We start from the raw sequence: 25,035 nt of genomic DNA on the forward strand, positions 1-25,035 counted from the left end.
TGTTATGATGGACGGATAGAATATTCGCAGGAGGTAAGGGCAATGACGATAACGCAGCGTACGGAGGCGGAGGAAGCGGAGAAAACCGCGAAGCGCAAAAATGAGCATATCCGCATTTGCTTGCAGGAGGAAGTGAACGGCCAGCATATCGATACAGGGCTTGATCGGTTGCGGTTCCGTCATAATGCGCTGCCTGAGCTGTCATTTGAGGAAATTGAGCTTAAGACGGAGTGGTTCAAGTCGCCGATGAAAGCGCCGCTGCTCGTCAGCTCCATGACCGGAGGCACCTCGGAGGCTGGGGCTATTAACCGCCGGCTGGCGGAGGCTGCCGAGGCACGAGGCTGGGCGATTGGACTCGGCTCCATGCGGGCAGCTATTGAGCGCGAGGACTTGGCGTCCTCCTTCCATGTCAGAATGGAGGCGCCCTCGGTACCGGTCATTGCCAATTTGGGAGCCGTACAGCTAAATTACGGCTTCGGTACGGATGATTGCCTGCGTGCGGTTGACATTGCAGAGGCGAATGCCCTCGTGCTTCACGTCAACAGCATGCAGGAGGTTTTTCAGCCGGAAGGCAATACGGACTTCCGCGGCTTGCTGGCGCGAATCGAGCAGGTATGCCGTGCGCTCCCTGTTCCAGTCGGCGTGAAGGAAGTAGGCTGGGGCATTGATGCTGGCACTGCCGCAATGCTTGCGAATGCAGGCATTTCCTTTATTGATGCGGCAGGAGCGGGAGGCACATCCTGGAGCCAGGTCGAGAAATACCGGGCGGGTGATGGACTGCGCCGACAAGCTGCGGAGGCGTTCGCGGATTGGGGCATTCCGACAGCGGAAAGCGTTAGCGCCATTCGTAGTACATTGCCGCATATGAACGTCATTGCGAGCGGCGGCTTAAGGCATGGTGTTGATGCAGCTAAAGCGATTGCGCTTGGGGCGAATCTCGCTGGCTTTGGGCGTGTCTTATTGCCGCAAGCGGTGCATGGGACAACCGACCTGTCGATTCGCCAGCTTACTCAGCAGTTTGAGCGAATTGAGTTTGAGCTGAAGGCGGCGATGTTCGGCATTGGCGTCCGCACGATTGAGCAGCTTCGCCAGACAGATCGGCTAGCTTCGAAAGCCGAATAATGATGAAATAGCCCACACAGCAAACGAAGGGACCGCAGCCTATTTAACTAGGCCGGTCCCTTCGATTTTGATTCGGGCATTGACGGCGATTTGCAGCGTCGGGTAAATATTTTGCCATTGCTGCCAGGCTGCTTCGCCCGCATGGGTTGCCCGGTAGCGCAGGCCAAAGCCAAAGGGATCTACGCCAGCCTGTTGTATTTTTTTTAGCAGCTTCTCCGTCGATTTAGAGTAATCTGCACTTAGTTTTTTTTCCACGGGCCCCCAGCTTTGCTCAAATAGATTGGAAGGAGCTTCCTCCATAAGCGCTTTAATGCGAACATCCATGTTTAATTGCAGCTTGCCATTATTATCGCTGAAGTAATAGCGGCTCTTAATTCTGCTGACAGCCCCCACAAGCCGATTGCTCGAGAAGCTTCCTTGAATGGAGGATTTCTCAAAGTTTTTGGCCAACTGATTAAAGAGCTGTGACTCTTCCGGCTTCAGGACGAGCTTGATTTTCGTTTTATCCAGCAGCGCAGTACGGTTAATAATATAGCCGCTGCTGCCCTCGCCCCGAATAATCGGAATAACAGGATCGAGACCTTGTTCCATGACCCGTCTGGACAGATCGGAAAGCGATTCTATATAGGTATAGGGATTATCCGTTCCATCTGCTCCGAAGCTTAGAAACAGCGCATTTCCTGGATAGCGTTCTGCCATGGGATTTATTTGCAAAATCGTCCGCGCATCCGGCTTGCCGATCGCCAAATTCGCAATGCTTTGTATATCCCTCCGTCTTTTCATCCAATCCAGCACAGGGGAATAATCCTTCCAGGCCACGCGCTCGCCAATGAGGAAAATTTTGCAATGGCCAAAGTCCAGCTCCTTGTCCACATGGGCTTTCAGCATGCGCACACCTTCGGCGATGCTTGCAGCTTCAATGGTTTCGACTTGCGCTTTGCCAGCGCCAGGCTCGATTTTAGGTGAGGCGATGGCGAGGCGCAGTGTAATGAGATAAGGGTTTTGTTTTTTGCCGCTGTAATCGATACCCATCGCCACGATAAAATAACGTTTGTCAATATCCTTAAAACCGCAGCCGCTTGATGCTGTACAGACCAATAGCAAGCACAAAGCTAGCAGCGTGAGCTTTAACCAGCGCATTTTCATGCGGATTTACGCTCCTTTCGGCTAAGCATGAACACAGAAATAACGATGGCTATATAAGAAAACAGCATCGCGGTTAGCCAATAGCGCGTAAATATAAACTCCAAACGTTCATCGCTGAAAAATAAATAAAATACGGCAGCTATAGCAAACACGCCGCAAATGATATAGTTGATAAACGGCGTTTCCTCGAAGTCGGTTGCCATTTTCAGCTTGGGGAAGCAGCTTTTAATAAATTCCATCGCTTGATGCCAGCAGCTCATCGTATAAATGAGCGATAGATTCAAATAGATAATCAGAAACAGAAACAATACGCGTTCGATGAAGCCGTATTGCAGTGTAATCGCGTCGGCAGTCATGCTCCAGACATAGAGATATTCGCCTACTGCCTCTGTACCATGAAACCCAATAGGTACGAAGAAGGAAATGCTCAAAATAATCATGCCCAAAATCGGAACGAGCCAGCGGTACGTATAGCTGAAATTCGGCGGCAGCAGACGGTTGAAAATCGACAGATTGAAAAATCCGGTGAATACAAATACTCCGGCTGCAATAGAACCAAGCTCCGGACGCACCATGACAAAATTGGCAACGGTATGAATGGCATCCCAATTCAGCTGCGGGTTTCTCACCATTTTGAACAGCACGAAAAAAATAATCGGAGCATTGAGCAGCAGCCCAACCTCAATGATATGCTGGACGGATAACGTCGAACGCGAAGCTGCATAGCCGCAGGCAATAACGAGCATGCATAAAACGGCCAGCGGATTCAGCTCTGGATTGAAGAAGCGGTTAATCATGACCGCAAAGGCGGTCACGACAATAGTAGACGAAATGAAGCAAATAATCGCTACGTAAAACATAATGGGAGAGACGAGCCAACGAGGCCAATAGGCGCGTAAAATTTCAGGCAGCCCCATGCCGGGAAAATGCGATAGCGCAGCCGTGTAGGCATAGGTCAGCAAAGTTCCGATGACTCCGGAAATCAGCATTGAAGAGACAGCGCCGGTGTAGCGATGTTCGATCAAAATATGCGGTACATACAGCATCAAGTTAACGAAGCTGGTCAGAAAAAAGTTGTAAAAGAAGTAGCGCGTCATTCCACCTTCACCTGCCCAATGTCCCCCGACTGCGGTTTTCTGCCTGCAAACATGCGGAAATAAGGCTTGCCAAAGCTGCGCAAATTGCATAAATACACCACATACATGAAAGCACCTACCGTAACACCGGTAATACCGAAAAAGATGGCCATCACAATGAGCGGGTATTTTAAAAAGCGTATCGCAAATGACAAGGAATTAACGGGAACGACAAAGTTGGAAATAGCGACAACGGAGGTCACGATAATCATAATGCTGCTGACGAGACCGGCTTGCTGGGCAGCTTGTCCCAAAATAAGACCGCCGACGGTCGTAGCGGTTGAGCCAATATAGCGAGGCAGCCTAATGCTAGCCTCTATTAGTGCTTCGATCATAAATAGCATGACCATTACCTCGATGAAGGACGGATAGGGAACGGCCGAGCGGCTTCCAGCGATGGAGAGCGCCAGCTGTACCCGAAACAGCTCTGGATTATAAGAAATAATGGATACATAGAGAGCTGGCAGCGTTATAGTCAATACAACCGCAACATACCGCAGTAAAATAAGCGTGCGGGTCATCCAAAAGGCTTCATAATTATCCTCGACAGCATGCATAAAATCGAAAAAGGTGACGGGAAGCACTAAAGCGAACATATTTCCTTTTATGAGAATGGCGATTTTACCATTGGAGATGGCGGTCGTAATGCGGTCTGGGCGCTCAGTGATCAGGACGGTAGGGAACAAATGCCACTGCTTTCCAGTTAAAATAGTTTCTAGCTCGCCTGCTGCCTGCAGCATTTCGGTTTGTGCTTTCGTCAGTCTTTGCCTCAATTGATTCAATACCGTAGGATCGACGCGGCGCTGGTCAAACAGCACAATAATTTCCGTCTTCGACAGCGAGCCTACGGTATGCTTCTCTACACACAGCTCAGGGGAGTGGTACATGCTGCGAATGAGGTTGAGCGACTTTTTCAAATCTTCGTTCAATGCTAGTTGAGGCCCTTGAATCGCGCTTTCTACTTGGGTTTGGGTACTTTCATTACTAATAATTTTCGCTGTGTAAAGCGAGTAAACAATACCTTGCGCTTCGATTAAGATATTGCCCTTAAGCAGTAAATCGGTCCATGTAGCTGAATCGTCAACGACTAGATAATCGCTAATTGTACGCAGCTGTTTATCGTAAGGCACCTCTTCCTTCATAAAAGGAACGATCACATAATTGCTGATCATTTGCTCGTCGCATAGAGAGGAAATATAGGCAATTTCAATACTCAATTCATCATTTTTGAGTTGTTGCACCTTCAAGTCAACCGATTGGGCAAACAGCAGGCGAATGTGTTCGATCACAGGGCTTCCCTCCTTCCAGCTTGTCGCTCACGGGCTTAAGGTGCGCCAGGCGACCAGTAATTATACCCATTGGAGTGAAACATTACAGGGTATCCTTTTGCCTAAGCAGCATAAAGTGCAGTACAATGAAGGGATGAGAAGTGAATTGCTAGGGTAGAGGAGAATACATATGTCCAACTGGTTTGAGCAGAGTTTCGGAAACGATTATATGGTTGTTTATAAGCATCGGGATTGGGATAATGCCTACAAGGAAGTACAACTGATGGCGCAGTGGCTCCAGTTGCCGGCTACAGCAAAGGTGCTGGATATTGGCTGCGGCATGGGTCGTCATGCTTTGGCACTGGCGGATTGCGGCTACGAGGTTACAGGGATGGATTTGTCTGAGCCGCTGCTTAGCGAAGCAAGGAAGCATGATGCGTTGCAGCGCGTAACCTGGGTGCAAGGCGACATGCGCCAGCTCCCTTTCGAATCGGGTACGTTTGAGGGGACGGTTAATTTATTTACGTCGTTTGGCTATTTTGCAGATGAAAAAGAGAACGTACAGGTGCTGCGGGAAATTCGCCGCATGCTGAAGCCAAACGCGCCATTTCTAATTGATTTTCTGAATCCGGCTTATGTCGAGCGTAATCTCGTTGCGGCATCGGAGCGCAAGGATGCAGCTACAGGCTGGATCATTCGCGAGCAGCGTAAAATTGAGGATGGTTGGGTCAAAAAGCATATCGAAATTGCCGTAAGCAGCAATGAGGCGGAAAATCGCCATTATGATGAGCAGGTTCGCCTGTATTCGCTCACGTGGTTTGAGCGGGCTTTCGCCGAGGCAGGCCTTGTGCTGGAGAAAACATTCGGCAATGTCGATGGCTCAGCCTTTGATGAGCTGAATTCGCCGCGCCTCATTATGCTCGGAAGGGCTCTTGCGTAATGGCGGCTCAAGCGGTGCAATGGGAGCATGGACTGCTGCAAGTGAAGCTTCCGCTGCCCTTTGCACTAAAAACGGTAAACAGCTACGTATTTACTGAGCCTGCGGGGGGTTATACACTTATCGATCCTGGTCTTCGAACGGAGGAGACGCTTGCGGCTTGGGGAGAGGTGTTTGCGGACCATTCGTTTGCGCCAGAGCAAATTTCGCGCATCATCCTCACGCATCAGCATCCCGATCATTACGGTTTGGCGGGCTATTTTGCCGAGCTAAGCGGCGCGCCAGTATTGATGTCAAGGCGCGCCCATAACTATGCCAAACGGTTATGGGGAGAGGGCAGCACAATGACAGAGGAGTTTGCTGATTTATTTGCGCTGCATGGCATGCCGCAGCACGATATAGATGAAATTAGCAGCAACTTTAGCAGCTTTCATGAAAAAGTTTCGCCGCAGCCGCAGCAAGAGCAAATCATTTATATTGAGGCTGGAGAGACGCTTATGCTTGGCGGTTCGCAGTGGGAGCTGCTAGATGCGCCAGGACATGCCTATGGCCAGCTCTGCTTTTATGAAGCAAATAAACAATGGATGATATGCGGCGATCAGGTGCTGCCGCGCATTACCCCTAATATTAGCATCATGCCAGGTGAGGAGATAAATCCGCTTGGCGATTTTCTGGCAAGTCTGGATCGATTAAGCGAATACGAGGTGAAGCGCGCTTTTCCAGGTCATTATGATTCATTTACTACGTTTGCCAGCCGGATCGCCGAAATCAAGCAGCATCATGTGCAGCGGCTGGAGCAAATGCGAATGATGCTGCAGGAGCCGCTCACAGGCTTTGAGGTGTGTGAACGATCTTTCGGTGCACGGGTACAACAAAGCCCGCATCAGCACCGTTTTGCAATGGCCGAGACGCTTGCCCATTTGTATGAGCTGGAGCTGTCAGGCAACATATCGCGAACGGAGCGTGCGGGCGTTATTTATTTTTTTAAATGATAGGGAACGGTCGTTACGACGACGTTTTTGCGGTGCAGCAGCAGGGCGCGAATCATAAAGCTCGTTTGGTTGTGTAAAATATTATGCCAGCCGCGTTTCGGGATAAATTGCGGAATAATGACCGTCACGCGGTAGCTCGACTGGCTTGCCTTGCGCTCCACCGTATCAATAAATTTCAGCAGCGGCTGCATGACAGAACGATAAGGCGAATGCAGCACAACGAGCCGTATGTCCGGCTGCCACTCCTTCCATTTTTCCTCGAACGCCTCGCCTTCCTCTCGCTCAAACGGCACATACACCGCGATAATTTGATTCACTGACAATGACTTCGCATAGGCAATGGAATTATCAACAACATGCGTCATGCCGGCCACAGGCAAAATCAATACATTGCCTTCAATCGTCATGGCAGGCTCGCAGGTTGTGAGCCGCAGTTGCTCGCCGACGGCGTTGTAATGCTTTTTAATCCGGTGAAACACATAAATAATAATCGGCAGAAACACGAGCACAGGCCATACTTGAGCGAACTTGGTCAAAAAGAACATCATCGTGACGATTAGGCTAATGAGCGCTCCTGCCGAATTAATAAGCAGCTTCACGACCCAGCCCTTCGGCTTCTGGCGTACCCATTTTACGATCATTCCCGTCTGGGACAGGGTAAATGGAATGAACACACCGACTGCATAAAGCGGAATCAAATGCTCGGTCTGACCGCCAAAAGCAATAATTAATAGGATGGACAGCACGCCAAGGCTGATAATGCCGTTGGAATAGCCAAGGCGATCGCCCCTGACCGTAAACATCCGCGGAATAAACTTGTCTTTAGCCAAATTCACCGCAAGCAGCGGGAAGGCCGAATAGCCAGTGTTTGCTGCCAAAATCAAAATCAGCGCCGTTGTGCCCTGAATGAAGAAATACATAAAATGCCGTCCAAAAGTATGCTCAGCAATTTGCGAAACAACCGTAACTTCTGCCGTCGGTTTAATGCCGTAAAAATAGGCCAGAAACACAATGCCAGAGAAGAGAATGGCCAGCAATATGCCCATCGATGCCAGCGTCTTTGCAGCATTGCGGGGAGCCGGGTCGCGAAAGTTTGGTATCGCATTGGAAATGGCCTCTACTCCTGTGAGCGCGGAGCTGCCAGAAGCAAAGGCGCGCAGCAGCAGGAACAAGCTAATGCCTGCAACTGGCGTGCCAATCGGCGTATGCAGCTCAGGCGGCACGTGGCCGTTTACAATGTTGTAAATACCTGCCCCAATTAAAATAAACAGCGCAAGGACGAATAAATACACCGGATAAGCGAGAATGGAGGCCGACTCGGTTACACCCCGCAAATTCAATATCGTAATTAAAATGACGAAAATAACAGCAATCAACACATTATGCTCATGCAGGCTGGGAAATGCCGATGTGATCGCATCGGTTCCAGCGGAGACGCTGACGGCTACCGTCAATATGTAGTCTACTAGCAAGGAGCCGCCTGAAATTAATCCAGGGAAAATGCCGAGATTTTCTTTGGAAACGACATACGCGCCCCCGCCCTGCGGATAGGCAAAAATAATTTGCCGATAAGACAGGATGAGCGCCAGCAGCAAAATGAGCACGAATGCGGCAATGGGGATGGAATACCAGAACGCAGCAGCGCTTACGGTTATTAACACAATCAAAATTTGTTCGGGTCCATAGGCAACGGAGGATAGAGCATCCGACGAAAGAATAGCCAGCGCTTTCAGCTTGTTCAGCTTCTGATCGCCCAATTCATTGGATTTGAGCGGCCGTCCGATTAAAAGCCGTTTTAAAATAGTCATCATTTCAGGTCACCGCCAGCTGTTAGTCGTAAAAGTCTAAGGTAATTTTGCAGAGCACGTTATTGCTACTATCTCCTGTTATAAGTTATTTCACCATGGAAAAAAAAGCTGCATAATCTCTCCGCATGATCATAGTCCTCCAGCATGCTGTTTGTAAAATCTCGTTTTCAGCTGAAAAGAGGCGGAAAGGTTCCCTTTTGACCATGTAAGCGATTACAATTAAATGCTGTTTAGCGGCGCGAGGTGTAGCTTGCGGTAGGAATGATTATTGCCTTATTTTCAAAAATCATGATTCGAAATCATCCTGTATGGTTGCTCTTTTATTTGCTTTGAGGCGTTATCCCCTCAGCTCAGAAAAGTTTAGTTGCATAGGCAAGCCCAAATTCTGAGCTAAGGGGATAACAGCGTAAAGCAAAAAAAAGCGGATATTATTTCATGAAAAAGCTTGTAAAGCTGAAAAGAGAATGCTGGGTGGTTGAGGGCAGAAGGGGGACATGAGGTGTATCTAAAGGGTGCATCTGCCCTTTAACGGGCTAGTCGATAGTCATAAAACAGGCGCCGCGTCTTGGGTAAGACGCGGCGCCTGTTCGTTAAATATCCGACTTTAATCGAGCGGGGGATTAGTTGCTCCTTCACGCTCCGCTTGCTTCCGATGGGCAATGCGGCTTGCGGCTGAGGCCGCAATGGCACCGATAATATCATCGAGGAAGGTGTGGACTTCACCGCTCGATTTATCGTTAAGCTTTTTCAGTATGCCGGGCTTCAGCTTGTCAATATAGCCGAAGTTTGTGAAGCCGATACTTCCATATACATTGACGATGGACAGGGCGAGAATTTCATCGCAGCCGTACAGTCCTTCATCGTTTTTGATCATTTCCTGAAGCGGCGTCAGCAGCTTGCCTTCCTCGGCCAGCATATCGAGCTGGATGCCAGTGAGCACTGCATTTTGCACCTCGCGCTTGGATAGAACGGCGTCAACATTTACGATGCATTCATCGATCGTTAGCTCAGGAAAATAATCCTTTTGCAAAAAATGCACGAGCTGGGCCACGGCGATCTTCGTAATGCCGCGCTTAACAAGCCACTCCTCCGTCGCCTCGGCAACCTTGCGGCTGTTCAAGCTGTATGGTTGTGGTGTTGTCATCTTGGTGTCCCCCTTATTGGATGTAATTTTGTGGACAAAACTGGTCTAAAACGGGGAAGGGCTCGTATACATATTACTACAAAATGAGAGTTGTACAAAGCCGCATGCGGCAAAAATCACTAGAGGAGGAAAAAATAAAATGGTTCAAACGAAATGGATTCGCCTTGCCGCGATAAGCGGTGTTATGGTTGTGCCTCTGCTGACCGCAGGGTGCGGGATTTTTTCAACGGAGACAAGCAAGGAGATTGACCCGCCTCAGACGGAATCAACCAACGTCATTGACGGTACGAATACAGGACAGACAAGCAGCGTAAAGCCACAAGGGGAAGAAACGCAATTGACCGTCTACTTGGAGGACAAAAACGGGTATCTTGCACCAATCTCGCTGCTTACGACGCTTGGCGGCAAAGAAACAGCCGGGCAGAAGGCGCTGGAAATGATGGTCGATGGCGGCGCTTATGCGAGCCAATTGCCGGAAGATTTTCAGGCGGTGATTCCACAAGGTACTCAAATTAAGTCCTACCATGTTGATCCGCAGTTGAAGCTGGCGACAGTAGAGTTTTCCGCTCCTTTTGCAGATTATACGGCAACGAAAGAGCGGGAGATCGTTGAAGCGATCACGTGGACGCTGACGGCGATGACAGGAATTGAAAAGGTGGAGCTCTGGTACGAGGGAAGCAAGCTGAGCGAAATGCCGGTTGATGGTTTCCCGCTGGACCGTCCGCTTACTCGCTCAGTCGGCATTAATCTGGAAACAGCGGATGGCGTCAGCTCGGCCTATTCAACACCAGTGACGCTGTATTTCTCCTCACAAACGTCCAACGAAGAGCAATATTATGTGCCCGTTACAAGGCTGATCGCAAGGCCCGAATCGACGGTGAAAGCAGCGGTGGAGGAGCTGATAGCCGGTCCGCTTAACCGCAAACAGCTGAATGGTGTGATGACGAATGACATTCAGGTTACAAGCATAGAGCAAAAGGATGATACCGTAACGGTAGATCTTCAAGATACCGCATATGAGAGCGGCCAAAATGCCCCAGCTGAAATGCTGCAGGCTGTTGTACTATCTGTGACGGAGAATACAGGGGCAGCCAAAGTTCAAATCCGGTTGAATGGCGAGGCGAACGTTGTGGATGATCAAAATACTTCTTACAGCGAGCCAGTCGGCAGACCGCATCATGTGAATGCGATGAAGTCATAAAAGGGTAATATAAGCAATGGGTTGGTGTCTGATGTGATAGCTTCAGGGCAAGGAGAGGGCAGAGGGCGTATATGCGCCCTCTTTTTGCGGTTTCGGATGCTTTTCTAGTTTTACTTTGGTAAAATGGGTAGTATTGTGTTGAAACATAGCTAGGAGGCTGCATGACGATGAGAACAGATGGACGTCAAACAAATGAGCTGCGACCGGTTACAATTACGGCCGGCGTAAATAAATATGCGGAAGGATCCGTCCTGATTGAGGTCGGAGAAACGAAAGTTATTTGTACAGCAAGTGTGGAGGAGCGTGTGCCTCCTTTTATGAAAAATCAGGGAAAAGGCTGGATTACGGCGGAATATTCGATGCTGCCCAGAGCAACCCATTCGCGCAATCATCGGGAATCGGCTAAAGGAAAGCTGACAGGCCGTACAATGGAAATCCAACGTCTCATTGGCAGAGCTTTGCGATCTGTCGTGGATTTGCAGGCGCTTGGAGAACGAACGATTACGCTGGATTGCGACGTTATTCAAGCAGATGGAGGTACGCGCACAACCTCGATCACTGGCGCTTTTCTCGCGCTTTGTTTGGCAGTAAATAAATTATCCACGAACATAACGTTTGCGAAATATCCGATAACGGATTATTTGGCTTCTGTGAGCGTTGGCGTTATTCAGGATCAGTCGATGCTTGACCTTGCTTATGACGAGGACTCCAAGGCGAAGGTGGACATGAACGTCGTGATGACGGGAAGCGGCCAATTTGTGGAGCTTCAAGGTACAGGGGAGGATGCGCCATTTTCACGCAAGGAGCTGAGTGAGCTTCTAGAGCTGGCAGAAGGCGGCATTGCTGAGCTGATTGCTAAGCAGCGCGAGGTGCTTGGGGAAGCAGCGGGGCTGATCGGAGGAGGAGCAGAGAAATGATGGAGCTGAGCAGCGAGATCATTCTGATTGCTACGAAAAATGAGGGCAAGGTCAAGGAATTTGCCCATGCCTTCGCCAAGCTTGGCAAGCGTGTAGTCAGCCTGAATGAATATCCGGATTTTGCGGATATTGTGGAGGATGGGGATAGCTTCGCGGCAAATGCGCGAATTAAAGCCAAGGCGGCTGGGGATGCGTTTCAGGTGCCGGTGCTCGCCGATGATTCCGGCTTGAGCGTAGCGGCGCTTGCCGGTGCTCCTGGTGTATATTCGGCCAGATATTCTGGCGAAGGGGCTACAGACAGCTCCAATAATGCAAAGCTGCTTGCTGAGCTGAACCGTTTGGCGCTGACAGAAGCGGCTGAGGCGCTGGAGGATGGCACAAGGCTGCTGAGCCGTGCCCAATTTGTATGTGTGCTGGCGCTGTATGATCCAGCGACAGGCGAGTTTATGGAAGCCGAAGGAACGGTTGATGGTTTTATTATGGACAAGCCGCGCGGTGCTGGCGGCTTCGGCTATGACCCGCTGTTCTGGCTGCCAACGCTTGCTCGCGGCATGGCGCAGCTGTCCAAGGAAGAGAAGCAGCAGATCAGCCATCGCGGAAATGCGCTGAAGAAACTTTTGCCGAAGTTGGTTTAATTCAGAGTGCATAGGGTTTATCAAAATGTAGATCAGCTTTCAGCGCAGTAACAATAAAGCCTACGAATCCAATGTGTAATCTGGATTCGTAGGCTTTATATATATTTAATTGACGGCGACAAGGCGTTATTTTGATTCAACCTAGAATTGTGATTACTTAATGGTAATGCCGTACTCCTTCAGCCAAAGGTTCGTTTGATACAAATAGGCGAACAGCTGAGGGCCGGACATTAATTGGCCGAACCAGGGAATATTGGAGCTGGCGTCAGCGGACTCGGCGAGCTCGCGCACTTTTTTAACATCAATGAGCGGCAGCAGCGGGGAAGAGGAATCGTTTAATACGTCAAGCAGCAGCCCTTTGACAGCGGCCAAATAATTCGGATTATGCGTCTTCGGATAGGGGCTTTTTTTGCGTGTCAGCACGTCGTCTGGCAATACGCCGCGGAGCGCCTTGCGTAAAATGCCTTTTTCGCGGTCACCGGATGTTTTTATATCCCATGGAATATTCCATACATACTGCACGAGCCGGTGGTCGCAAAATGGGACGCGCACTTCAAGTCCCGCAGCCATGCTCATCCGGTCCTTCCGGTCCAGCAGCGTTGGCATGAAGCGGGTAATGTTGAGGTATGACATTTGCCTCATTTTTCGCACAGCTGCGCTTTCGCCGTCCAGATGCGGCACTTCTGCAACCGCTTGGGCATAGCGGTCGCCGATATAATCAAGCGGCTTAATCCATTTTTTTACATCCGGAGCGAGTAGACTCGCGCGCATATCAGAGGCGAGCGACCATGGAAAGGTGGACGCATTCAGCGCATCCTCGCGGTGGAACCATGGATAGCCGCCAAAAATTTCATCGGCCGCTTCACCAGAAATGGCGACGGTCGCTTCTTTTTTGATTTCACGGCAAAACAAAAGCAGCGAAGCATCGACGTCCGCCATGCCTGGCAGGTCACGGGCGAAGGTGGCATCGCGCAAAGCGGCTACCAGCTCCGGCGTATCAAACTGCACCGGGTGATGGATGGTATCAAGGTAGGTGGTCATCCGCTCGATCCATGGGGCATCGCTGTTCGGCTGAAAGGCATGAGCCTTAAAATGCTTGGCATTATCCGCATAATCAACGGAAAACGTATGGACGCTTCCTTGCTTTGTCTGCTCATAATATTGCACCGCAAGCGTCGTCAAGGCGCTGGAATCCAGTCCGCCAGACAGCAGGGTGCACACCGGGACATCCGACACGAGCTGGCGCTCGGTTGTATCACGAAGCAGGTCGCGGACATGCTCGGCCGTTTCTTGAACATTTTCCGTATGGGGCGAGCTTTCGAGGCTCCAATATTTTGTTCGTCGGATCCCCGCTTGAGACACCGTCATGCACTCTGCTGGCAGCAGCTCGGTAATATGCTTATAGACGCCTTGACCGGGCGTTCTCGCAGGGCCAAGTATAAACAGCTCGGCAAGCCCTTCTGCGCCAACCTCCGGCAGCACGTCAGGATGGGCCAAAATCGCCTTTGGTTCTGATCCGAACAAAAATAGCCCGTTTGCCTGACTGATAAACAAGGGTTTGACGCCAAGTCTGTCACGGGCCAAAAAAAGCTCCTGCTCCTCCACATTCCATATCGCAAAGGCGAAGATGCCATTAAAGCGTTCTACGCAAGCTTTGCCCCATTCCATAAAAGCATGGAGCAGCACCTCTGTATCGCATGTCGTTGTAAATTTACTTCCAGCCGCCTCCAATTCCTTGCGCAGCTCTCCTGCGTTGTATAACTCGCCATTATAGACGATGACAAATAAATCATCATCTTCGGTGCGCCGAATCATCGGCTGGGCGCCATTTTCCGGATCGATAACGCTGAGCCGCCGGTGTCCAAGCGCACAATGCGCTGATATCCATGTGCCAGAGGCGTCAGGGCCGCGAAGCTCAAGTGTTTTTGTCATTTTTTCCAAAATGCTGCTGTCTTGGGTCAGATCGCGCGTCCAATCAATCCAGCCGGTTATTCCACACATTGCCCTCATCCCTCTCTTTGCAGGACTCCAGTCGCGATAATAATAGTCATATGCTGAAAAAAGGCATAAAATGTCTGTCCATCTGGGGAAGCTAAGGATGGCGGCGCGGCAAGCAGCTGTGATTATGGCATTAATTCGGAAGGGAGTGTCAGCTTGCATATGAGACAAGGCGATGAATTAGATCATACCCGCCGAAAATATTATGTATCCGTCCAGGCAGGGCAAATTCTTGAGGATCAAGGCGCTGCAGCCTATGAGCTGGAGATTATGGCAAACGAACGGGAGTTTATCCGCTTGCAGGAGCTATTTGAGGAGCTTTCGAGCATGGATGAATTGCAGACGTTCCATTTTGCCAAAACGCCGTTCAGCCCAGCCAGTGATGAAGAAATGAATTACGGGTACGATTCTTTAATTGTGCAAATTTATGGGCTATTGCATGAGTATGGCACAGAAGCAACGAAACTCCATATTAAGCAGATGGGACTGCCGCTTCATGAGGCGACGATGGGAGGGGGATCAGAAGATGAGTCAATCACCTAAGGATAAAAGCCAGAAATTTGAGGTGAACCCGAAGTTTGCCGAGCAGGTTGTCGACAAAAATCCCAAGCATGATGCACAAAATAACCCGACAGGCAATCGTGGCGGCAACCGAAGATAAGCCATTTGTTGATGTTAGCTGGACTGAGGCTGTGTGCGACTATTTTTTATAAACGAATAGCGAATGCTTTACTGCTTCGTCTTATGGATTCGTCAAGTAGCGAACCGATAAGGCGGTTACAATGCAGTAAGCGTTCGCTTTTTGTTTCATATAAGTAAGCCTTTTATTTTCATTTGCATAAATATGGAATTAATTTACAATTCGAGTGAAGGCAGGTATTGAAACCTGTGGGTGTAGAGGGTAAACTTACCAAGAGAGATTGAATGATTGCATATATCCATGCAGCAAAACGCACGGTCGTGGCAGCTTTGCTGCAGTTCGTTTGCAGAATATGGAGGGGGGAGTTTTTAAAACGAGCAAGCAGCATTCTTCTCTACTACTACTGATTTATAAGGAGTCCAAATGAAAAAAATTAGTGCTTTACTCATGTCATTATTTGTAGCTTTTTCCCTGTTTACTCCTGTACATGCGGCTGAGAAGCCAATAAGCGTCGTTATTAATGGCAGCGAAGTCAAGTTTGACAATTTTGAGCCTGTTATTGAAAAGGGCAGCACCCTCGTGCCAATGCGTCCGATTTTGGAAGAGCTTGATGCGAAGGTCGTGTGGAACAAAAGCACGCAAACGGTAACCGCTACCAAAGAAGGCGTAGATCTGTCGCTGCAAATTGGCAACAAAACGGCTACGGTCAACGGCGAGAAAAAACAGCTTGAAGTAGCTCCAAAAACAATCAAAAACGTAACGTACATTCCGCTTCGCTTCATTGGCGAGGCAACTGGCTATCAAGTAGACTGGAGCAAAGCGCTTCGCACGATTACCTTTACGATTAAGGTTAATGCCGAAGGCAGCAAAGGCTTCTTGTGGAAAGTAGAAAAAAATGGCAATACAGTTTACCTGCTTGGCTCGATTCATGTGGCGAAAGACAGCATGTATCCGCTTCGTCCGGAAATTGAAGAGGCATTCAAAGCAGCACAGCATCTGGCGGTAGAGGTTGACTTGACAAAGCTTGATCCTACAGCCTTGCAGGCTTATGCAAACAAATTGGGTACTTACTCGGATGGTACGACGCTCAAGGATCATATCTCGGCGGAGACATATGCAAAAATTACAGCTCTGTTGAAAGCAAATAAATTGCCGGAAAATACCTTTGATCCTTATAAGCCATGGATCGTAACACAAACCATTACTGCGATGGGTATGCAGGGTACTGGTTACAATACTAGCAATGGCATAGATCTTTATTTCACAGAAAAAGCGAATAAAGCGAATGTTCCTGTCATTTCTCTTGAGACAGCAGAGGGTCAACTGTCCATGTTTGAAGGTTTCTCAAAAGAATTGCAGGAGAAGCAATTGGTTCAAACTCTTGATGCAGTAAGCCAGCCAGCAACTTCGGAGCCTACAGGCATCGATGCTTTAACCGATATGTGGGTAAGTGGCAGCGACGATGAACTCGTTGCATTGACAGCAGAAGTTGAAAAAGAGCCTGAATATTACAATGCTTTGATTAAAGACCGTAATGTTGGTATGACGAATCAAGTAAAAGGATTTTTGAACGGTACTGATAAATCGACCTATTTTGTAGTAGTAGGGGCATTGCATATGTTGGGTCCTGACGGTATCGTGACGCTGCTTGAGAAAGATGGCTTTACCGTTGAAAGACAGTAGTAAATCGTTGCTATAATCGAATGAGTAGGAATGAAAGACACCATTTCTCCCGTTAATTGGGGAAGAAGTGGTGTCTTTTCTTTTTGTAAGTAAATAATGAATTCTATAATTCGTAAAATTTATTTATTTTTAAAAAATAATCTTTTACTTGCGTGGCATTGTTGTAATATACTTCAATAAGCAGGAAGCATATAAACTGAAGGGATGTTTGCAGTGAAGAAAATAGTATTTTTTATCCTTATGATTTCGTTATTTATTCCAAGTGCTACAACAAGTTATGCAGCAGAAGGGAAATGGAAAGTATATTTGGATGGTACAGAGCTGTCATTCAGTAATTCTCCATTTGTTAGTGAAGGCACTACGCTTGTGCCCTTCCGCAATTTGTTTGAAGCATTAGGGGCAACCATTAGCTACAATGGCAAGACGAAAACGATTAATGCGAAGAAAGATAATACAGAAATTATGTTAACAATTAATAATCCGGTAGCCTATTCAAATGGGGCATCCTTTAAATTGAATGTGGCTCCTAAGTCGATATCGGGTGTAACGTATGTGCCGCTTCGTTTTGTAAGTGAAACGTTAGGCTATGGCATTGAAGTGAAAAGCAAAAAAATATATCTGAATGCTGGCAGTACAACGACGGCAACTCCTACAACTACGCCGGCACCAACTCCAACTCCAACTGATCCTGCTAAAACGCAAGATATGACGATTGAACAAATAGGCGAGCTGTCCGATCGAGTTGTGTATATTGAGGTAGTTGATCAAAATAATAAAGCAATCGCAAGCGGAAGCGGCGTTATTGTCGGATCAAAGGGCGAAATTATAACCAATTATCATGTTATTGAAGGCGCTCATAAAGCGGTTATTTATACAAGTGATGAAGTGAAATATGAATCCAGCACTGTTTTAAATGCCGATAAGGATAGAGATCTGGCTTTGATCAAAATAGATTCGTCTAATTTGAACTTGCCAACCGTTACGATTGGCGATTCCTCCAAGCTGAAATTGGGCGAATCTGTCGTGGCAATCGGGTCCCCGCTTGGTTTCACCAACTCGCTCACTTCAGGCGTTGTTAGTACGAAGAACAGAACGGTTGACGGCCAAAATTATATCCAAATTTCTACGCCTATCGATCATGGGAGCAGCGGTGGAGCCTTGTTTAACTTGAGAGGCGAGCTGGTAGGCATTACAACTGCGCTTGTAGAAAGCTCTGCAGCCATCAATCTAGCTATTCCTTCAACAGATGTGAGCACTTTTTTGAAAAAGCCTCAGCAATCTAAATCTTATACTGCTGCCGCGCCAGGAGAATCAACGTCTGGAAGTACTCAAGCTGCTACGGTGAAACAAATTGAGAATTTTCTAAATGATGAATATAGCTACATTACCTATGAAGGTTTGGAATTTGAGTTTACATGGTTTGCTTCGCTTGCTGAGGATAAAAAAAATATTATAATTGGCGGAGTAATTAACGATACTGCTGTTTATTCGGATTTGATGAAGCTTCAGAAAAAGGATGATATGTCTATACCGGATATTATGTATTACATTTCTGAAGAGCTTTATGATAATTTGAAGGTGGAAGGCGCATTTATCGGATTGTATCTCGCCACTTATTCCAAAACGTATCCTAGCCAGTTCCCTGCCGATTCTATTGAGAGGGAAGGCTCGGGTTATGGCGTATTCCATAATTTTATTTTTGGAACGGTTGATTTTAAAGAAAAGAAAATGTATTATACTTTAGATTTATACGGTGATGATGACTTTATAAGCGTCCGAATTTAGTGAGCATTGTCTCGCTATAGATAGTAAAAACAAAGGAATGGATCCTCATCTGGGAAACCGCTCTCAGGCTGTCGAGAAAGTATCGACAGCTTTTTTTATAAATATTTAGCTTAACACGACACCGCGTTAATTTGTTTTCAAATGATAACGGGCGTAAGATCATTGATCCGCTTGTTCTTTTCAAGATAATCTTTCTGGGTATTTCTACGGTATTCGTTCTGAACGTCTTGAGATGAGACGTAGGGTTTCTCGACAATTTGAAAAGAGTAACTTCTCTCGTGGAGGAGTTACTCTTTTTTGGATTGAATATCAAAAAGCAGCGAGCGCACGTTTCAAAAGTCTAATTACTAATTGTTTTTGTCGGATAAACTCAATTTCACTTTTGAAATGAAAGGATCTGAATTGGAGTCGTTCCTGTGTTTTAAATATGCAAGAAGAATATTATTCATTTTTTCATCAATTTCAGAATGCTTACTTCTAATGGATACTAACCAAGAAGAGATTCTAAATTTATTAAGAATAGCTGTCATCAGCAAACTAATTAAAAAGCCAAGTAAACTAGAAGTAATAAATAAGCTGAGGTTATTAATATTGGAATCTGTTAACTTTGTAGCATAGTCTATTAATTTATTAATCCAAATGAAAACGAAGAAATGTAATAGAAATACTCCTAAAGAGTACCGTTGCCCTAGAGTAGATAATTTTGAGGCAAAAGGAATTTCAATTTTACTATAAATATCACCAAGGAAAAGGAAAGAAAGAGATAGCCAAATCGGTAAAGAAGCTTTTAAGGGTACTGAAGAGAATTCCCCACCTTTTAAAATTCCGTATACGTATCCCATTGCTATTAAAGGTACAAATAAAATGAATACTAATTTTATAGGGGAAGAAAGCTTAATGGTTGGGAGATGCTTAGAGATCCCGCTAATTTCATACAAGAAGGCTAAAACAGTTATTCCTAAAGCTAATTTATTTAATTGTAAAAGGTTACTAATCGACTCCATTTTCGTGGTATCTACAAAAGTAATTAAAAAAATCATAAGAGTAAGCCCTAAAACTGTGAGTCGTTTTATAAACCCACCTTTTTTTATAAGTATTGATACAACAAATGCAAAACTATATATAATTATTAATTGATATAAATAATAAACGGGGCTATAGTTACCTGATTTCAGGGTGCTGAATCCATCCTTTAAAATAGAATTTACGTCGGTTCCGCTTAAAAACAAATGAAACGGATAACGCCAATAGCCTTCATAAAATATGTAGTTTGGAATATCATACAAGACAACATATGCTAGTAATAAAAGTCCAATTTCTTTAACTCTCGTAAATATCATCAACGGCTTTTTATTGAATGATTTGAGAGCAAATCTTGCTGATACAACATAAAAAAAGGGCATTGCCCAACAAAATGCAAAAAGCTTAGCTTGGTCGATAATACTCTGCTGATCAGGAGACATTGAACCGTAATACGAATTGTGAAACCAAATAATTGCAAAGCACCCGATTAATCTGTATAGATCTGTTAAATTCGCAACCCTCAAAAGAAGTCCCTCCAAAATTATCTTTTTATATGTTTATTATACTCTAAAGTTATACGGAAGTAAGCTGGAATGGGATAACCATATATTTTTGTTGAGTTCATATTATGTAAGTGCTTGCTTGAGGCGTATATAAATTAAGCCATTCCTACAGTTCTTACAGTAGAAAATAAAAAGGGCTATCCTGAGGTCATTTTCATGACTTTAAGATAGCCCTTAACTAAATTGCAATTCAATAAACTTATTGATTGAAATACGTCCCAGGAGAGATTCGAACTCCCGACCGACGCCTTAGAAGGGCGTTGCTCTATCCAGCTGAGCTACTGGGACACGTAAGAATGAGTATAGCATGGCGGCCTGTATTTACGCAATAGGCAATTTTATGTTTCTGCTTGAAAATATTTGGGTAAAAAAGCCACATGAATTAATATACACATTTTCAATGAGCAGGGCAAGCTTTTTTTATAATTATGCTGCTGGATAAACGTATATTTTTATATTGCTCGCTTCCGTGGTATAATCTATCGCAAGCAATGGACAGATGAAGCTGGAGTTTGACCGACAAGGTGGTGGTACCATTACAACTCCCAATGACTCGCATAATGAAGGCACAGGAAAAAACGTGTATTTGTTCCCGCGAATGTTGGATCAGTATCAAATTCAATTGACCCGGATGCTTGAAGCCGAGCAATATGGTGAAGCCAAGCGGCTGCTGCAGTTCCTGCTTTCCTGCAAAGGCGAGGACGAGCGCCACTATGAGGAATGGGAAAGCTTGCTTTCCTGGCTCGATATGGCTTTTCCGGAATATCGCGTTCCTGGTGAAGAGGAGGCTTTAAATCCAGCAGAGCAGGAAGCCGATGAGCAAGCGATACGTGAAGATCTGCTCAATCCTGCTGAGCAGGATGAAGGTTATGTGAAACAGGTGCTCTACATTATGAAGCATCACCCGATGATTGATCAGCAGATTTTAGCGCTGGAGCGGGCGGTATTCATTCGGGCAACCGAGGTGAATGATATCATTTCACAGTGGCTCACCACAGCGTCAGACGTTCATCCTATCGTGCAGTTCAAGGCGCTGCAATGCTTGCGCAAGCGAGGAGCGACCGGACGGCTCGTTATGGAGCGGCTAGGCGAGCAGGCAGAGCTGGAGATCGACGCGACGCCGCTTGCAATGGATGATTTTCCACAGCCCGTCAACCGCATTTTGGAGCGCGTGGAGAGCATTACGGAGGCGGATGATCCATCGCTTCCACATTTTGCGAGAGAGCTTTGGAAAGACAGTCTGCAATTTTTATACGGCACGACCGCTTACACTTGGATGCTGCGGGATGATGAGGAGACGGTGGATTGCTACGCAGGAGCGCTGCACCAGACTTTGTTAATTACCGTATACGGCACCGTCAATGATGATGATATTCGTGATACATACGGCATTACAGAAGCACTTAGATTCCGTTACGAACAGGCCTGCCGGACGCTTCGTCAGGTGGCCGTTGTACAGCAACCAGGGGATGAAGATCCAGAGCCTTGATTAAAAAGCTCAATACTATTATAATAGAATGGTTTATGAAACGTGAAATCTACGGATGTATGCGTATTTTTGGAGGGGAAAGCATAAAATGAAAGCAACTTGGGAAAAAATAGACAAGAACCTCATCTCTATTGATGTTGAGGTTGGTGCTGAGAAAGTAGCAGTAGCACTGGATGAGGCGTTTAAGAAAGTCGTTCAAAAGGTTAACGTTCCTGGATTCCGTAAAGGTAAAGTTCCACGGGGCATGTTCGAATCGCGCTTTGGCGTAGAGAGCCTGTATCAGGATGCAATCGACATTTTGCTGCCTGAAGCTTACACAAACGCAATCGAAGAAAACGATCTTCAGCCGGTTGACCGTCCTGAAATCGATGTTGAGCAATTTGGCAAAGGCCAAACGTTCAAATTCAAAGCTAAAGTTATCGTTAAGCCAGAAGTTGAGCTTGGCGAGTACAAAGGCCTTGAAGTTACAGCTGCAAGCACAGAAGTTAGCGAAGAAGAAATCGCTGCTGAGCTTGCGCGCCTGCAGCAACGCCATGCTGAGCTGACTGTTCTTGATGAAGGTTCAGCTGAGAACGGCGATACAACTGTCATTGATTTTGACGGTTATGTAGATGGAGAACAGTTCGAAGGCGGTAAAAGCGAAGGTTATTCGCTGGAGCTGGGCTCGAATTCCTTCATTCCAGGCTTTGAAGATCAAGTAGTTGGTATGCAAATCGGCGACTTCAAAGATGTTGAAGTAACGTTCCCGGAAACCTACCACGCTGAAAACCTTGCTGGTAAGCAAGCGATTTTCAAAGTGAAGCTGCACGAAATCAAACGCAAAAGCCTGCCTGCTCTTGACGATGAGTTCGCTAAAGATGTCAGCGAATTTGATACGCTTGAAGAGTACAAGCAAGATCTTGCTGGCAAGCTGAAAGAAAAGAAAGCTAAAGATGCAGAGCAAGCGCTTGAAGTTCAAATCGTTGAAAAAGCAAGCGAAGCTTCGCAAGTGGAAATTCCTCAGCCGATGGTTGATACTGAAGTGGATTTCATGCTTCGCGATTTCGAAAACCGTCTTCGCATGCAAGGCATGACGCTGGACCTGTACTACCAGTTCTCTGGTCAAGACGAGTCCGTGCTTCGTGAGCAAATGGCAGGCGATGCAGCTAAACGCGTTCGCAACAACCTGGTTCTTGAAGCTATTGCTAAAGCAGAGGGCATCGAGATTACAGACGAGGATTTGACAGCTGAGCTTGAAACACTGTCGACTTCTTACAACCGTCCAGTTGAAGAACTTCGTGAACTGTTCACGAAAAACGGCAACATCGATAGCCTGAAGCAAGATGTTCAACTGCGCAAAACAATCAAACTCTTGAATGACAACAGTAAGATCGTTGAAGCAGTTCAAGAAGCTTAATTAATCAACTGAATATAAGCATTAACCTGAGAATAAGGCACGTCTACCCACGTGCCTTATTTTCAAACTACATAATGGTACATTTAAGCGCGGGGCAGTTCTCCGTACATATCAAGCATCGCCGTTCGCATAAGGTAGTAGTGAAAAATGACAGTGAGCTTTTGGCGTGTTACAATAAAGTTGGAAATTAAGCCATAAACGAAAAGAGGTTGGTCGGATGAATCTGGTACCTATCGTAGTCGAACAAACGAATCGCGGGGAGAGGTCTTACGATATTTACTCGCGTTTGCTCAAGGACAGAATTATATTTCTCGGAAGTGCGATTGATGACGATGTTGCAAACTCCATCATTGCACAGCTGCTTTTTCTAACGGCCGACGATCCTGAGAAAGACATCCATCTGTACATCAATTCCCCTGGCGGTTCCGTTACGGCTGGCATGGGCATTTTTGATACGATGCAATATATTAAGCCGGACGTGTCTACGATTTGTGTAGGTATGGCTGCGAGCATGGGTTCCCTTCTGCTGACAGCTGGAGCCAAGGGCAAGCGTTTCGCGCTGCCTAACAGTGAAGTTATGATTCATCAGCCGCTCGGCGGTGTAAGAGGTCAGGCAACGGATATTAAAATCCATGCCGACTGGATTCTTAAAACCAAGCATAAGCTGAATAATATTTATGTGGAGCGTACCGGCCAGCCCTATGATAAAATCGACCGCGATACAGATCGCGATTATTTCCTTAGTGCACAAGAAGCGCTTGAATACGGCTTGATCGACAAGGTTATTACCACGCCGATATAAGATTTTGAAGAAGGGGTGATTCCATGTTTAAATTCAACGATGAGAAGGGCCAGTTGAAATGCTCATTCTGCGGCAAATCGCAGGAGCAAGTGCGTAAATTGGTTGCCGGTCCCGGCGTCTATATATGCGATGAATGTATCGAGCTCTGCACGGAGATTGTAGAGGAAGAGCTAGGTCATGAAGAAGAGCTGGACCTGAAAGACATTCCGAAGCCGCAAGATATTCGCGGTATTCTTGATTCCTATGTTATTGGACAGGAATTTGCTAAGAAGTCGCTTGCAGTTGCGGTTTACAATCACTACAAGCGCGTAAATTCACAAAGCAAAATCGAAGACGTTGAGCTGCAAAAGAGTAACATTTTGCTTGTTGGCCCTACAGGCTCTGGTAAAACGCTGCTGGCGCAGACGATGGCTAAAATTTTGAACGTTCCTTTCGCAATTGCTGATGCAACTTCGCTTACTGAAGCGGGTTATGTTGGCGAGGACGTTGAGAACATTTTGCTCAAGCTTATTCAGGCGGCAGATTATGACGTTGAGAAAGCAGAGCGCGGAATTATTTATATCGACGAAATTGATAAGGTGGCTCGTAAATCCGAAAACCCTTCAATTACGCGCGATGTATCGGGTGAAGGCGTGCAGCAAGCCTTGCTGAAAATTCTTGAGGGTACGGTTGCTTCTGTACCGCCACAAGGCGGTCGCAAGCATCCACATCAAGAGTTCATTCAGATTGATACGACGAACATTTTGTTTATTTGCGGTGGTGCTTTCGACGGCCTGGAGCAGCTAATCAAACGTCGTATCGGCAAAAAAGTGATCGGCTTCAATTCTACTGGCGAAGTACAGAAGGATTTGAAGGCGGGCGAATACTTGTCGATGGTTTTGCCGGAGGATTTGCTCAAATTCGGTCTTATCCCCGAGTTTGTCGGCCGTCTTCCTGTTATCTCGACTTTGGAGCCGCTTGATGAGCCGGCTTTGGTACGGATTTTGTCTGAACCAAAAAACGCACTCGTTAAGCAATACCAGAAGCTGCTGGAGATGGACAATGTAAAATTGGACTTCGAAGAAGGCGCACTGGAAGCAATTGCTAAGGAAGCAATCAAGCGCAATACAGGTGCCCGTGGCCTTCGTGCTATTATTGAGGGTATTATGCTTGATGTGATGTATGAAATTCCGTCGCGCGATGATGTCAACACTTGCCTCGTTACGGAGCAGGCAGTTCGGGACAAAATTATGCCTGAACTGACAGCGAAGAAGGGCAAGAAGAAGGAAGAAAGCGCCTAAATAATATTCATCACCGTCATTGTTCCACCCGCTGGGCGGCTTCATAGCTCGCATCAAGAGGGTGGACTTT

General features: G+C 46.8%; 21 protein-coding genes and 1 tRNA gene. 14 read left to right on the forward strand and 8 right to left on the reverse strand.

Features of this window, described 5'->3' with window-relative positions; genetic code table 11:
• Positions 1–42 precede the first annotated feature (42 nt).
• Positions 43–1,122 (forward strand): type 2 isopentenyl-diphosphate Delta-isomerase, encoded by a 1,080-nt coding sequence (fni, locus tag MHB80_RS08300; RefSeq protein ID WP_341281706.1) that lies wholly within the window; start codon positions 43–45, stop codon positions 1,120–1,122.
• A 39-nt stretch (positions 1,123–1,161) separates the two neighbouring features.
• Here fni and MHB80_RS08305 read toward each other — a convergent pair whose 3' ends face one another.
• From MHB80_RS08305 to MHB80_RS08315, 3 genes are read right to left on the reverse strand one after another with little or no spacing between them, the layout of a single operon-like run.
• Positions 1,162–2,268, reverse strand: a complete 1,107-nt coding sequence (locus tag MHB80_RS08305) for a Ger(x)C family spore germination protein (RefSeq protein ID WP_341281707.1) — start codon at positions 2,266–2,268, stop codon at positions 1,162–1,164.
• Positions 2,265–3,365 carry a GerAB/ArcD/ProY family transporter gene (locus MHB80_RS08310; RefSeq protein ID WP_341281708.1) on the reverse strand — a complete coding sequence of 367 codons (1,101 nt, stop codon included), beginning with the start codon at positions 3,363–3,365 and terminating at the stop codon, positions 2,265–2,267. The genes MHB80_RS08305 and MHB80_RS08310 overlap by 4 nt, the downstream gene beginning before the upstream one ends.
• Positions 3,362–4,693, reverse strand: a complete 1,332-nt coding sequence (locus MHB80_RS08315; RefSeq protein WP_341281709.1) for a spore germination protein — start codon at positions 4,691–4,693, stop codon at positions 3,362–3,364. Before MHB80_RS08315 ends, MHB80_RS08310 begins: the two co-directional genes overlap by 4 nt.
• A 169-nt stretch (positions 4,694–4,862) precedes the next feature.
• Between MHB80_RS08315 and MHB80_RS08320 the strand changes: the two genes are divergently transcribed.
• Both MHB80_RS08320 and MHB80_RS08325 read left to right on the forward strand, forming a co-directional pair.
• Positions 4,863–5,612 (forward strand): class I SAM-dependent methyltransferase, encoded by a 750-nt coding sequence (locus MHB80_RS08320; protein WP_341281710.1) that lies wholly within the window; start codon positions 4,863–4,865, stop codon positions 5,610–5,612.
• Complete coding sequence (locus tag MHB80_RS08325; protein WP_341281711.1) at positions 5,612–6,601, forward strand: MBL fold metallo-hydrolase; 990 nt, start codon at positions 5,612–5,614, stop codon at positions 6,599–6,601. Before MHB80_RS08320 ends, MHB80_RS08325 begins: the two co-directional genes overlap by 1 nt.
• Here MHB80_RS08325 and MHB80_RS08330 read toward each other — a convergent pair.
• Positions 6,586–8,412, reverse strand: coding sequence for an APC family permease (locus tag MHB80_RS08330; protein ID WP_341281712.1), 1,827 nt, complete (start codon positions 8,410–8,412; stop codon positions 6,586–6,588). The two genes, MHB80_RS08325 and MHB80_RS08330, sit on opposite strands and share 16 nt — an antisense overlap.
• A gap of 601 nt (positions 8,413–9,013) precedes the next feature.
• Positions 9,014–9,553, reverse strand: coding sequence for a phosphatidylglycerophosphatase A (locus tag MHB80_RS08335; RefSeq protein ID WP_341281713.1), 540 nt, complete (start codon positions 9,551–9,553; stop codon positions 9,014–9,016).
• Positions 9,554–9,692: 139 nt separating this feature from the next.
• On the opposite strand from MHB80_RS08335, the gene MHB80_RS08340 reads away from it, so the two are divergent.
• From MHB80_RS08340 to rdgB, 3 genes are all read left to right on the forward strand, one after another.
• On the forward strand, positions 9,693–10,754 hold the full coding sequence (locus MHB80_RS08340) for a GerMN domain-containing protein (protein ID WP_341281714.1): 1,062 nt from the start codon (positions 9,693–9,695) through the stop codon (positions 10,752–10,754).
• A 167-nt stretch (positions 10,755–10,921) separates the two neighbouring features.
• A complete protein-coding gene (rph, locus tag MHB80_RS08345) occupies positions 10,922–11,671 on the forward strand; it encodes a ribonuclease PH (RefSeq protein ID WP_341281715.1) in 750 nt (249 codons plus the stop codon).
• On the forward strand, positions 11,671–12,306 hold the full coding sequence (gene rdgB, locus MHB80_RS08350; protein WP_341282906.1) for an RdgB/HAM1 family non-canonical purine NTP pyrophosphatase: 636 nt from the start codon (positions 11,671–11,673) through the stop codon (positions 12,304–12,306). Before rph ends, rdgB begins: the two co-directional genes overlap by 1 nt.
• Positions 12,307–12,459: 153 nt before the next feature.
• Here the strand turns inward: rdgB and asnB are convergent, their stop codons facing one another.
• Positions 12,460–14,307, reverse strand: coding sequence for an asparagine synthase (glutamine-hydrolyzing) (gene asnB, locus MHB80_RS08355; protein ID WP_341281716.1), 1,848 nt, complete (start codon positions 14,305–14,307; stop codon positions 12,460–12,462).
• Between the two features lie 159 nt (positions 14,308–14,466).
• Here asnB and MHB80_RS08360 point away from each other — a divergent pair, with 159 nt between their 5' ends.
• The 4 genes from MHB80_RS08360 (at position 14,467) to MHB80_RS08375 (ending at position 18,412) form a co-directional block, all read left to right on the forward strand.
• Positions 14,467–14,847, forward strand: coding sequence for a hypothetical protein (locus MHB80_RS08360; RefSeq protein WP_341282907.1), 381 nt, complete (start codon positions 14,467–14,469; stop codon positions 14,845–14,847).
• Positions 14,831–14,965 carry a hypothetical protein gene (locus tag MHB80_RS08365; RefSeq protein ID WP_341281717.1) on the forward strand — a complete coding sequence of 45 codons (135 nt, stop codon included), beginning with the start codon at positions 14,831–14,833 and terminating at the stop codon, positions 14,963–14,965. Before MHB80_RS08360 ends, MHB80_RS08365 begins: the two co-directional genes overlap by 17 nt.
• 402 nt (positions 14,966–15,367) lie before the next feature.
• On the forward strand, positions 15,368–16,627 hold the full coding sequence (locus MHB80_RS08370; protein ID WP_341281718.1) for a TraB/GumN family protein: 1,260 nt from the start codon (positions 15,368–15,370) through the stop codon (positions 16,625–16,627).
• A 213-nt stretch (positions 16,628–16,840) separates the two neighbouring features.
• A complete protein-coding gene (locus MHB80_RS08375) occupies positions 16,841–18,412 on the forward strand; it encodes a trypsin-like peptidase domain-containing protein (RefSeq protein ID WP_341281719.1) in 1,572 nt (523 codons plus the stop codon).
• A 347-nt stretch (positions 18,413–18,759) separates the two neighbouring features.
• Here MHB80_RS08375 and MHB80_RS08380 read toward each other — a convergent pair whose 3' ends face one another.
• Positions 18,760–19,959, reverse strand: coding sequence for an acyltransferase (locus MHB80_RS08380; RefSeq protein WP_341281720.1), 1,200 nt, complete (start codon positions 19,957–19,959; stop codon positions 18,760–18,762).
• Between the two features lie 253 nt (positions 19,960–20,212).
• Positions 20,213–20,286: transfer RNA gene (locus MHB80_RS08385), tRNA-Arg, on the reverse strand.
• A 211-nt stretch (positions 20,287–20,497) separates the two neighbouring features.
• On the opposite strand from MHB80_RS08385, the gene MHB80_RS08390 reads away from it, so the two are divergent.
• The 4 genes from MHB80_RS08390 (at position 20,498) to clpX (ending at position 24,965) form a co-directional block, all read left to right on the forward strand.
• On the forward strand, positions 20,498–21,487 hold the full coding sequence (locus MHB80_RS08390) for a hypothetical protein (protein WP_341281721.1): 990 nt from the start codon (positions 20,498–20,500) through the stop codon (positions 21,485–21,487).
• Between the two features lie 88 nt (positions 21,488–21,575).
• Positions 21,576–22,883, forward strand: a complete 1,308-nt coding sequence (tig, locus tag MHB80_RS08395) for a trigger factor (protein ID WP_341281722.1) — start codon at positions 21,576–21,578, stop codon at positions 22,881–22,883.
• A 217-nt stretch (positions 22,884–23,100) separates the two neighbouring features.
• A complete protein-coding gene (clpP, locus tag MHB80_RS08400) occupies positions 23,101–23,685 on the forward strand; it encodes an ATP-dependent Clp endopeptidase proteolytic subunit ClpP (RefSeq protein ID WP_056039867.1) in 585 nt (194 codons plus the stop codon).
• A 23-nt stretch (positions 23,686–23,708) separates the two neighbouring features.
• Complete coding sequence (gene clpX, locus MHB80_RS08405) at positions 23,709–24,965, forward strand: ATP-dependent protease ATP-binding subunit ClpX (protein WP_046229405.1); 1,257 nt, start codon at positions 23,709–23,711, stop codon at positions 24,963–24,965.
• The last annotated feature ends 70 nt before the right edge of the window (positions 24,966–25,035 follow it).

Source organism: Paenibacillus sp. FSL H8-0537 (assembly GCF_038051995.1).
Classification (GTDB): Bacteria; Bacillota; Bacilli; order Paenibacillales; family Paenibacillaceae; genus Pristimantibacillus.